Here is an 11059-nt window from a genome sequence, read left to right as displayed (position 1 = left end):
ATACCTGCCTGACAACCTTAACGCTGAGCATTCAGAGTCTGCAGGCTCATTCCACGCTTGAAGATGCCTGATTCCAGGGGGAGGCGACTCCCCCTTTCATCGTTAAGTTTTTGTAAAAATGCCTTCCTGACGTTCCTTGCTGACTACGCTTTAACCAGAGTCAACAAGGAGGCGTTATGCGTCGTTCGCTTATCCCAGTAATGACATTGCTAATTTTCCCCTGGTTTGCTCAGGCGAAAACGCCTGTGGTCAATGTTGAGGTGCTGCAAACCAAACTTGACCACCCATGGGCGCTGGCCTTTCTGCCGGGCGACGACGGCATGCTGATCACTCTGAAGGGTGGGCAGTTGCGCCACTGGCAGGCAGGAAAAGGGCTTTCTGACCCGCTGCCTGGGGTGCCAAAGGTGTGGGCAAACGGGCAGGGCGGTCTGCTGGACGTGGCGCTGGCTCCGGACTTTCGCCAGTCCCGGCGCGTCTGGCTCAGTTTTTCCCAGGCTGATGCAGAGGGAAAAGCAGGAACCGCGGTGGGCTATGGTCGACTCAGCGACGACCTTTCGCGGCTGGAAAACTTCCAGACGGTCTTCCGGCAGATGCCAAAACTCTCTACCGGCAATCATTTTGGCGGGCGACTGGTGTTTGACGGTAAGGGGCATCTGTTCATCGGACTGGGAGAAAACAACCAGCGGCCGACCGCACAGGACCTCAACAAACTGCAGGGGAAAGTGGTGCGTCTGACCGATCAGGGGAAAATCCCGGCGGACAATCCGTTTGTTAATCAGCCTGGCGCGCGCCCGGAAATCTGGTCTTATGGGATCCGCAATCCGCAGGGGATGGCGATGAATCCGTGGAGCGATACGCTGTGGCTCAATGAGCACGGGCCGCGCGGCGGAGATGAGATCAATATCCCCGAAAAAGGCAAAAACTACGGCTGGCCGCTGGCGACATGGGGCATTAACTATAGCGGGCTGAAAATCCCGGAAGCGCAGGGCGAAAAGGTGGCAGGTACCGAACAGCCCATTTTCTACTGGCAGAAATCACCTGCCGTTAGCGGGATGGCCTTTTATGACCACGATACTTTCCCTCAGTGGCGGCAGAAACTGTTCATTGGCGCACTGAAGGACCAGAATGTGATTGTGATGAGGGTGAATGGCAATACGGTCGCTGAAGAGGGGCGCATTCTGGGTGAGCGAAAACAGCGGATCCGCGACGTACGCGTCGGGCCCGACGGTTATCTGTATGTCTTAACCGATGAGTCCGATGGCGAGTTGCTTAAAGTCAGCCCGCGTACCTGAACGGCTTAGCTGACCGGGATCATGACCGTTTTACGAAACGCCGGGCGCTCGCTGAGCTGCTGGTACCAGCGCTCAAGATGCGGACGCGGTGTCCATGTCAGTCCCACGTTGAACAGGTTGTAGACAAACGGCGCGATGGCGATGTCACCGGTGCCAAACGCTTTTCCCGAGAACCATAACTGGTCGGCCAGCGCCGCGTCGAGGATCGCGAACAGCTCGTCGCAGCGTTTCGCTCCGGCATCGATAGCGGCGTGATCGCGCTGTTCCGGCGGTGTTCTCACTAAACCAAAAAGCACCACACGGTGTGCTGGACTGAGGGTTTGATTCGCCCAGTCCATCCATTTTTCGCCTTCAGCCCGACGTGCCGGTGACTCGACCCACAGGCGTTTTTGTCCATACTGGGCAGCCAGGTAACGCACGATGGCGTTGGACTCCCACAGCAGCAGGTCGTTTTCATCATCACGTAGCAAAGGCACCAGACCGTTCGGGTTCATCGCCAGATAATCGGCATCATGGTTCAGGCCAAACTGTCCTCCCGCCAGGATATGATTAAACGGTAATTCCAGTTCTTCGAGCGTCCACAATACTTTTTTGACGTTGGTTGAGTTATTCCGGCCCCACAGCGTAATCATAATTACCCCTCAAAAAATGGACAGCCTCAGGGCTGCGTTCACTCCACATGGTGAGATAAAGCTAACATTTACGCAACAGCCAACAAAAAATTCCTCTCCGTTGCGGCATAGCGGGGGGTTATTGCATAAACTTTAAAAACTTTACCAACTTACGGTTCACTTACGCTTCTTAGTGCGTTATTACTCACCGCACTTATTATACGGTGGTATGACGTATATTTTTTGAATGGATACTCGGGTGGCATTTATGACGCAATACGTTTCTTCCCTTCGCAATTTCGCAGCGGGTTCAGCCCTTCTCTTTCTCTTTGCGCCGACGGTGATGGCGGCGGAACAGACCATTGAACCGCCGAGCGTCGATGCGCGCGCGTGGATTTTAATGGATTACGCCAGCGGTAAGGTGCTGGCTGAAGGCAATGCCGATGAGAAACTGGATCCGGCCAGTCTGACGAAAATCATGACCAGCTATGTGGTGGGGCAGGCACTCAAAGCGGGCAAAATTAAACTGACCGACATGGTGACGATAGGCAAAGACGCGTGGGCGACCGGTAACCCGGCGCTGCGCGGCTCCTCGGTCATGTTCCTGAAGCCCGGCGATCAGGTGGCGGTTTCCGATCTCAATAAAGGGGTGATTATTCAGTCCGGCAACGACGCCTGTATCGCACTGGCAGACTATGTCGCAGGGAGCCAGGAGTCGTTTATCGGTCTGATGAATGGTTATGCGAAAAAGCTTGGGTTGACGAACACCACCTTCCAGACGGTACACGGTCTGGATGCGCCGGGCCAGTTCAGCACCGCGCGTGATATGGCGCTGCTGGGTAAAGCACTGATCCATGATGTGCCGGAAGAGTATGCGATCCATAAAGAAAAAGAGTTCACTTTTAACAAGATTCGCCAGCCCAACCGAAACCGTCTGCTCTGGAGCTCCAGCCTGAACGTTGACGGCATGAAAACAGGCACCACGGCCGGGGCCGGATACAATCTGGTCGCGTCGGCCACCCAGGGCGATATGCGTCTGATTTCGGTGGTATTAGGCACCAAAACTGACCGTATCCGCTTTAATGAATCAGAAAAACTGTTGACCTGGGGGTTCCGCTTCTTTGAGACCGTAACGCCTATCAAACCGGATGCCACCTTTGTGACCCAGCGCGTCTGGTTTGGTGACAAGAGTGAGGTGAATCTGGGGGCTGGCGAAGCCGGTTCTGTGACGATTCCGCGCGGTCAACTGAAAAACCTGAAAGCCAGCTTTACGCTGACGGAACCGCAGCTCACCGCGCCGCTGAAAAAGGGCCAGGTGGTTGGGACGATTGACTTCCAGTTGAACGGCAAATCGATTGAACAGCGTCCGTTGATCGTGATGGAGGCGGTAGAAGAGGGCGGCTTCTTTGGCCGGATGTGGGATTTCGTACTGATGAAATTTCATCAGTGGTTCGGTAGCTGGTTCTCTTAAGTCCTGATGATTGCCGGATAGCGCTGACGCCTGTCCGGCAAACGGCAATTAGTACATAAGCTTAATTCGCTGCGCTTTGGCGAAGCTGACAAATTCATCGTCAGGGCAGCAGTCGCTTACCACGATGTCAAAGTGTTTTAAATCTCCCATCCGCGCCGGACGGACCTTGCCAAATTTGCTGTGATCGGCCACCAGTACGTGGTGTTGCGCCATCGACATTGCCCAGTGTTTCACCGGCAATTCTTCCAGATTAAAACAGGTCGCCCCTTTGCTGATATGAACGCCGGCAGCGGAATAAAAGGCGATATCCGGACAGATATTGTTCAGGGTTTCCTGAGCATCAAGCGGTTTGAAAATCGCATTGCTGGCGTGAAATTCGCCGCCGGAGAGGATTGCCCGGCACAGCGGTTTTTCCTGCAATGCCAGAAACGTATTCAGGGAATAGCAGACGGCGGTAAACGGGATGTCATTATCGATCGCTTCGATGATCCACGGCGTCGTCGTACCGCAGTCAAAAAACAGCGTCTGATGCGGCTGCACCAGACTTGCCGCCAGCTGCGCCGCACGACGTTTTTCTTCCACTAAGCGGGATTTTTGATCGCTGAGCAGATAGTGGCTGGCGCTGCGGGGTTCCAGCACAATATAGCCACCGAGCAGCACTACCGGCGCACTGTTGTTATTCAGGTCGCGGCGAATGGTCATTTCAGAGACGCCCAGCAGGGTCGCGGCTTCCTTAAGATGGAGTTTATCGCTGCGTTTCAGTGCCTGCAGCAATTGACCAATACGCTCTTCGCGACGTGTTTCCATAATTCCCCTGGATGAATAATTAAGCGCTCTGTCTCTTTCAGTGCGCTTAATATTACTCTTTTTTCCTTCGTCTAGTCACGTACCCAGCCTTTACGAATCGGCAGGGCGAAGCAGATGCGGTAACCGTGTTGCAGGCCACGATAGAGGGCCGGACCGAATTTTTGCCAGATCATTTGCGCGCTCAGGCAGCCGATCATCCCAGCCAGCAGTCCGCCGAGCATGTCGAGCGGCCAGTGCACGCCAAGATAGACGCGGGACCAGGCGATGGTGACGGCCAACACCATCAACAGAACGCCGGACCAGAGACGATGCCAGAACAAAAACGCCAGCGCGAAGGTAAATATCACCGTGCCGTGATCGCTGGGGAACGAGTCATCTGCCGCATGCTGGAGATAATTGTAGCCAATGCGATCGGCAAACGGACGATCGTGTGGGAACAGGTGTCCCATTACCCATGACACCAGCAGGCTAACGACCAGCGCCATCGCCATTTTGACGATCAACTGCCGCTGCGCGCAAACCTGTTCACGCGGTCCCCACAGCCAGAGAACAATGGCTAACAGCGGGACGATGTTGATCAGATCTTTGGCGATAAAAATGGCGAGGGAAATCATCCACGATGCCGAGTCCGGCGTGGCATTGATAAAGTAGAACAGCGAATAGTTAATATTTTCCAGCATAGCAGTCAGACTCAGTTCGTTTAATGAAAATCCAGGCAGGCCGAGAATAAAAGTGTCCGTCCGCAGGGTAAAGAGGGATTGTCTTATTTACCTGTAAAAGAAGGTGTTTCAGACATCGCTCGTGATTTTTCACTCAGCATAACCGCGTCAACGTAGACTAACCTTAAACCCAGGGAAGGATTTTCATGAGCGGGTAAAAATGTGCGCATTTTGCTTTTACCACGCATAATTCACTATCTCAGGTGAGGCTCTTTCATTACACTTTGCGCGATTTTTTATTGTCGAAGAGATTGCATGCAAAACCGTTTACAACAAGGTGCCCGTCTTGGACGTCAGGCGCTGCTTTTCCCTCTCTGTCTGGTGCTCTACGAATTCTCCACCTACATTGGCAACGATATGATCCAACCCGGCATGCTGGCGGTGGTGGAACAATATCAGGCGGGGATCGACTGGGTACCTACCTCCATGACCGCCTATCTGGCCGGCGGTATGTTTTTGCAATGGCTGTTAGGGCCACTGTCGGATCGCATTGGCCGTCGTCCGGTGATGTTAGCGGGCGTGGTGTGGTTTATTGTCACCTGCCTGGCAACGCTGCTGGCGCAAAGCATCGAACAATTTACCCTGCTGCGTTTTTTGCAGGGCATCAGTCTGTGCTTTATTGGCGCGGTGGGCTACGCGGCGATCCAGGAGTCCTTTGAAGAGGCCGTGTGTATTAAAATCACCGCCCTGATGGCGAACGTCGCGCTGATAGCGCCACTGCTTGGACCGCTGGTGGGAGCGGCGTGGGTGCATGTCCTGCCGTGGGAAGGCATGTTTGTGCTGTTCGCCGCACTGGCGGCGATCGCGTTCTTTGGTCTGCAGCGGGCGATGCCGGAGACCGCCACGCGGATCGGCGAGCCGCTATCGCTAAAGGCGCTGGGTAATGATTACAGACTGGTGCTGAAAAATGGGCGCTTTGTCGCCGGCGCGCTGGCGCTGGGGTTCGTCAGTCTGCCGTTGCTGGCCTGGATCGCCCAGTCACCGATTATTATCATCAGCGGCGAACAGCTTAGTAGCTACGAGTATGGCCTGCTACAGGTGCCGATTTTTGGCGCGCTGATCGCCGGAAACCTGATGTTGGCGCGCCTGACCGCTCGGCGTACGGTGCGTTCGCTCATCATCATGGGCGGCTGGCCGATTGTGCTGGGACTGCTCATCGCCGCGGCGGCCACCGTCGTCTCGTCCCATGCGTATTTGTGGATGACGGCCGGTCTGAGCGTTTACGCTTTTGGCATCGGTGTGGCCAACGCCGGACTGGTGCGCCTCACCCTGTTCGCCAGCGACATGAGTAAAGGCACGGTCTCTGCGGCGATGGGAATGCTGCAAATGCTGATCTTTACCGTCGGGATTGAACTGAGTAAGCACGCTTATCTGCTCGGCGGGAATGGGCTGTTCAGCCTGTTTAATCTGGCGAGCGGCATGCTGTGGCTGTTGCTGATGTTTATCTTCCTGAAAGATAAACAGACCGGGAATACCCGGGAAGGGTAATGGCGACATTGTTGGCCCGCTAAGCGCACCGCCATCAGGCAATAAAGTCGGATGGCGGTGTAAACACCTTAGCCTGGTGAATAACGCAAGTCGTTGTTAATTAAATGGCGCTTCGTTCTTCAGGACACAATCAATGATGTCGAGGACGCCTTCTTTGTTGTTTGAGCCAGCTCGATATTTCGCGGCCTTCGCAATCGTATCTGCCGCATTTTCCATTGCAAAACTAAAGCCCGCCTGGCGCAGCATTTCAACATCATTTCCGCCATCCCCAAACACCACGACTTCACTATCGTCAATTCCCCAACGCTGCTGGAGCAGGCGCAGTCCGTTCGCTTTGTGTACGCCGGGGATAATGAGATCGATGCTGCCATAGCCGGTGTGAACAGGCACCATGATATCGCCAATGGCGTCGTGCAGGGCTTGCTGAACTTCCGGGATCCGATCGTCTGAGATGTTCAGTCCAAATTTGAAAAACACGTCATTGATATTGTTGAAATCATCCACGAATTCGAGGCGGTGATAGTACATGCCGGCGGTGGCTTTCATCTCGTCGTTGTACGCTTTCAGGGTATACGCACTGTTCTTACCGCAGGCGATGATTTCGACATCGGCGCGGGTTAACAGGTGATCGACGATGGCGGTAAAATCGGATTTCGCCAGATCGCCATTAAAGATATCCTGGCCTTCGCTTACCACCCAACCGCCGTTTTCGGCGACAAAGGAGATCTCATGGGCAATCTCAGGAAAGAATGAGATGAGCTGGTAGTACTGATTGCCACTGGCGACCGCAAAACGAATACCCTGCGTTTTCATCTGCTGATACTGTGCAAGAAAACGTTCGCGATTATAGGTCTTTTGATCGCTCAGAAAAGTGCCATCCATATCGACTGCTATTAACTTAATGCCCATTTATCCCTTCTCCATCGCAGTTTGCGTAGTTGAATTTGGTTTGGCGACGGCTCTGGCGACAACGGCGGCCAGCAGCACCAGCGCCAGCACCACCAGCATGGCGCTACGTAAACCGTAGTGTTCGCCGAGGTAGCCGAGCAGCGGAGGGCCAACGAGAAAGGCGAGATAGCCGGTAGTTGCCACGACGCTAACGCGTGTCGGTGCATCCGGCCCCGTGTCGCTGGCCGCAGAAATGGTTAACGGGAAACCGAGCGATGCGCCCAGGCCCCACAGTATCACAGAGACGCCGGCCACCCAGGCGCTGTCGACGAAAATAATCAGACCAATACCGAGCGCGCCCATCAGGGCGCTGGCGCGAACCACCGCCACACGACTGTAACGGTCAATAAACCAGCCACCGGTAAAGCGCCCGACGGTCATCCCGAGCGTGAACCCTGCGTAAATCAGCGAGCCGGAAGTCGGGCTGAACCCGTGACCGTCGACCATCAGCAGCGGTAACCAGTCGTTGGCGGACCCTTCAGCAAAGGCCATCGCCAGCACCACAACGCCAATCAGCAGCAACTGAATATCGCGCCAGAAGGGGACGCCTTTTTCCTGGTGATGAGAACCGTCGTTGGCGTTTTTGCCCGTCCCGTCAGGAATGGCCTGGATGGCAATAAAAATCGGCGCAATCGCCACCAGCGAAGCCAGTACAATATGCGTGGTTGCCGCGACGCCGAAGGCTGTCAGTGCCATCCCGATACCCGCGCCCGCCAACGTGCCGAAGCTGTAAAAACCGTGCATCATCGGCAAAACGGTTTTGTTCATCTCACGTTCGACGGCCGCCCCTTCAATATTGATCGCCACTTCTGCGGAACCAAAACTGGCGCCGAATACACCTAAACCCAGCGCGAACAACACCGGGGAGGTGAGCCAAAGCGCCAGGCTTAGCACCAGCATCCCTACAATTGCGCAGGACATGGTGGTGCGAATCACCTTTCGGGTGCCAAATCGTTTCACCAGCCAGGCCGAACAAAGGATGCCGCTCATCGAACCAATCGAGAGACCAAACAGTACGGCCCCCATTTCCGCCGTCGAGACCGAAAGCGTGTCACGAATAGCGGGCGTGCGCGTGGCCCAGGAGGCCATCAGCAAGCCGGGCAAAAAGAAGAACATAAAAAGCGCCCAGGTACGGCGTTGCAGGGCTTTGCGGGAGGAAGTCAATGTCATCAGGGAAGCACCAAAAGTACAACAATAGCGACAACACTAGCAAGTTTGTGTACATTTGTACATAAATCAGAAGGGGAATTTATGAGCAGACGACCAAACGATCCGCAGCGTCGGGAAAGGATACTTCAGGCAACTCTGGAGACAATTGCTGAGCATGGGATTAGTGCTGTAACGCATCGTAAAATCGCCAGCTGTGCAGGGGTTCCACTGGGATCCATGACATATTACTTCGAGGGTATGGACTCGTTGATTGAAGAAGCGTTCACGCGTTTTACGTGCGATATGGCGCAGCAATATCGTGATTTTTTTGCCGGGGTGACCGGTCCGGAAATGGCTTGCGAATCGATCACCACCCTCATTTACAGTTCAGAAGTGACGACGCCGCATAATATGGAGCTGATGTATCAGCTGTACGCGATGATGAATCGTAAGCCGACGCTAAGAAGTGTGATGCAGGACTGGATGCAAACCAGTCAGAGAACGCTTGAGCAGTGGTTTGATCCTATTACCGCCCGGGCGCTGGACGCTTTTATTGAAGGGATGACGTTGCATTTTGTGACTGACCGGACGCCGATGACGCGCGAAGAGATCCTGCAGATGGTTAAACGCATCGCCGGGTGAGCATCGTTGAGGGCGATAGTGGTTGTCTCCCCGGCGACACAAATGTCTTGCGCCACACGATCCTGCTCTTCATGCCGATCATCAGTCAGTATGGTGAGGAAGGGGGTAAAGACGGGAGAGGAGAAATGCAGGCAACAAAAAACCCATCAACCTTGAACCAAAACGGCGGGGTTGATGGGCTCCACAAATTGGGGACATCAAAGAAAAGCAGTGGCACTAGTTATGACTGACACCTTGAGGAAAAGTTCTACATATCTGCAAAAAATTTTCACTTAAGGGACAACTTCAGTTTTATCCTAAGCCTGGCCAGATGATGATGATGAGTGTCCCCGCCAGTGTCAGCAGCACGTTGGCTATCGCGTAGGTGCCTGCGTAACCGAGTGCCGGGATATTGCTACGCGCGGTGTCGCTGATAATTTCCATTGCCGGTGCGCAGGTACGCGCCCCCATCATGGCGCCAAAAAGAAGCGCCCGGTTCATGCGCAAGACATAGGCGCCGAACAGGAAGCAAATGATCACCGGCACCAGGCTGACGATCAGACCAGCAATCAGCATTTGACCGCCAATTGCCCCTAACCCCTGACCGATGCCACTGCCTGCGCTTAAGCCAACGCCCGCCATAAAGACCATCAGGCCGAACTCTTTCACCATATTCAGCGCTCCCTGCGGGATGTAGCCAAATGTGGGATGGTTAGCACGCAGGAAGCCCAGCATGATCCCGGCGAACAGCAATCCAGCGGCGTTACCGATGCCGAAACTGAAGTTGCTGAACTGGAAGGTGATCATGCCGATCATCAGACCAATAATGAAGAACGCACAGAAGGCCAGCAGATCGGTGACCTGGCTGTGAATCGAGATAAAGCCAATACGATCCGCGATTGTTTTCACCCGGCGCGCGTCGCCGCTGACCTGCAATACGTCGCCTTTGTTGAGCACCACGTTGTCATCAATCGGCATTTCAATCTGCGAGCGAATCACGCGGTTCAGGAAGCAGCCGTGATCGGTGAGCTTCAGTTGCGCAAGACGGCGTCCCACGGCATTGTGGTTTTTCACCACGATCTCTTCCGTGACGATCCGCATGTCGAGCAGGTCGCGGTCGAACACCTCTTTGCCGTTACGAAAGCTGGGGTCGAGGCGGGCATGAGCATCCGGATAGCCGACCAGCGCGATTTCATCACCCATCTGCAGCACGGCGTCACCGTCCGGGTTTGCCAGAATACCGTTACGACGGATGCGTTCAATGTAGCAGCCAGTTGCGCGGTAAATGCCGAGCTCCCGCAGGTTCTTTCCGTCCGTCCAGGCGACCAGTTCCGGGCCGACGCGATAAGCACGAATGACCGGCAGGTACACCTTCCGGTTCGTGTCGGTGTCCAGACCGCGTTCACGGGCGATTTGCTGGGCGCTGGTTTGCAGATCCTGATGCTGTAATTTTGGCAGATAGCGTGCGCCGACGATCAGGCTGACCAGACCGATCAGGTAGGTCAGTGCGTAGCCCAGGCTCAGGTTATCCAGCGCCCGGGAAAGCTGTGCGCTCTCCATTCCAAAATGGCGCAGCGTATCGCCAGCACCGACCAGAACCGGGGTAGACGTCATTGAGCCAGCCAGCATACCGGCCGTCAGGCCAATGTCCCAGCCAAATAGCTTCCCCAAACCGAGGGCGATCAGCAGCGCGCTGCCGACCATCACCAGAGCCAGCATCAGGTAATTCTTCCCGTCCCGAAAAAAAATGGAAAAAAAGTTAGGACCCGCTTCAACGCCGACACAAAAAATAAACAGCATAAAGCCCAGATTCAGTGCGTCAGTGTTAATACTGAAATGCTGTTGCCCTAATAAGAGAGAGACGACTAAAACGCCAATGGAATTACCCAGTTGGATGGAACCCAGACGCAATTTACCGAGACACAGGCCGAGAGCCAGTACAACGAATAATAA

General features: G+C 54.6%; 11 protein-coding genes. 5 read left to right on the top strand and 6 right to left on the bottom strand.

The window, feature by feature from the left end:
- Together AB7E14_RS13495 and AB7E14_RS13490 are read left to right on the top strand one after the other, a co-directional pair.
- On the top strand, window positions 1–71 hold a 71-nt coding region (locus AB7E14_RS13495), incomplete at its 5' end, for a biofilm formation regulator BssR (RefSeq protein ID WP_428169596.1).
- Window positions 72–176: 105 nt separating this feature from the next.
- A complete protein-coding gene (locus AB7E14_RS13490; RefSeq protein ID WP_216081640.1) occupies window positions 177–1292 on the top strand; it encodes a PQQ-dependent sugar dehydrogenase in 1116 nt (371 codons plus the stop codon).
- 5 nt (window positions 1293–1297) lie between these two features.
- Here AB7E14_RS13490 and AB7E14_RS13485 read toward each other — a convergent pair whose 3' ends face one another.
- A complete protein-coding gene (locus tag AB7E14_RS13485; RefSeq protein WP_044264227.1) occupies window positions 1298–1924 on the bottom strand; it encodes a glutathione S-transferase family protein in 627 nt (208 codons plus the stop codon).
- 247 nt (window positions 1925–2171) lie between these two features.
- Between AB7E14_RS13485 and dacC the strand changes: the two genes are divergently transcribed.
- Window positions 2172–3374 carry a serine-type D-Ala-D-Ala carboxypeptidase gene (gene dacC / locus AB7E14_RS13480; protein WP_044256495.1) on the top strand — a complete coding sequence of 401 codons (1203 nt, stop codon included), beginning with the start codon at window positions 2172–2174 and terminating at the stop codon, window positions 3372–3374.
- A 48-nt stretch (window positions 3375–3422) separates the two neighbouring features.
- On the opposite strand, the gene deoR is transcribed toward dacC, so the two are convergent.
- Both deoR and ybjG read right to left on the bottom strand, forming a co-directional pair.
- Window positions 3423–4181: a DNA-binding transcriptional repressor DeoR gene (gene deoR / locus AB7E14_RS13475; RefSeq protein ID WP_043001246.1), complete on the bottom strand. Its 759-nt coding sequence runs from the start codon at window positions 4179–4181 to the stop codon at window positions 3423–3425.
- Window positions 4182–4252: 71 nt separating this feature from the next.
- On the bottom strand, window positions 4253–4861 hold the full coding sequence (gene ybjG / locus AB7E14_RS13470; RefSeq protein ID WP_043001245.1) for an undecaprenyl-diphosphate phosphatase: 609 nt from the start codon (window positions 4859–4861) through the stop codon (window positions 4253–4255).
- A 294-nt stretch (window positions 4862–5155) separates the two neighbouring features.
- On the opposite strand from ybjG, the gene AB7E14_RS13465 reads away from it, so the two are divergent.
- Entirely contained in the window at window positions 5156–6388 is a 1233-nt protein-coding gene (locus tag AB7E14_RS13465) for an MFS transporter (RefSeq protein ID WP_316961857.1), read from the top strand.
- 96 nt (window positions 6389–6484) lie between these two features.
- Here the strand turns inward: AB7E14_RS13465 and AB7E14_RS13460 are convergent, their stop codons facing one another.
- Both AB7E14_RS13460 and AB7E14_RS13455 read right to left on the bottom strand, forming a co-directional pair.
- Entirely contained in the window at window positions 6485–7297 is an 813-nt protein-coding gene (locus AB7E14_RS13460; protein ID WP_043001243.1) for a Cof-type HAD-IIB family hydrolase, read from the bottom strand.
- A complete protein-coding gene (locus AB7E14_RS13455) occupies window positions 7298–8506 on the bottom strand; it encodes an MFS transporter (RefSeq protein WP_043001242.1) in 1209 nt (402 codons plus the stop codon).
- An 81-nt stretch (window positions 8507–8587) separates the two neighbouring features.
- Here AB7E14_RS13455 and AB7E14_RS13450 point away from each other — a divergent pair, with 81 nt between their 5' ends.
- Complete coding sequence (locus AB7E14_RS13450; protein ID WP_044256387.1) at window positions 8588–9127, top strand: TetR/AcrR family transcriptional regulator; 540 nt, start codon at window positions 8588–8590, stop codon at window positions 9125–9127.
- A gap of 291 nt (window positions 9128–9418) precedes the next feature.
- Here the strand turns inward: AB7E14_RS13450 and AB7E14_RS13445 are convergent.
- Window positions 9419–11059 (bottom strand): aspartate:alanine antiporter (locus tag AB7E14_RS13445; protein ID WP_428169595.1); only part of this gene is annotated, 1641 nt, incomplete at its 5' end.

It is taken from the genome of Citrobacter sp. (genome assembly GCF_050252275.1).
GTDB classification, from domain to species: domain Bacteria; phylum Pseudomonadota; class Gammaproteobacteria; order Enterobacterales; family Enterobacteriaceae; genus Citrobacter_A; species Citrobacter_A amalonaticus.
Note: the sequence above shows the minus strand (reverse complement) of the source record. Positions and strands in the feature narration are given on the sequence as shown.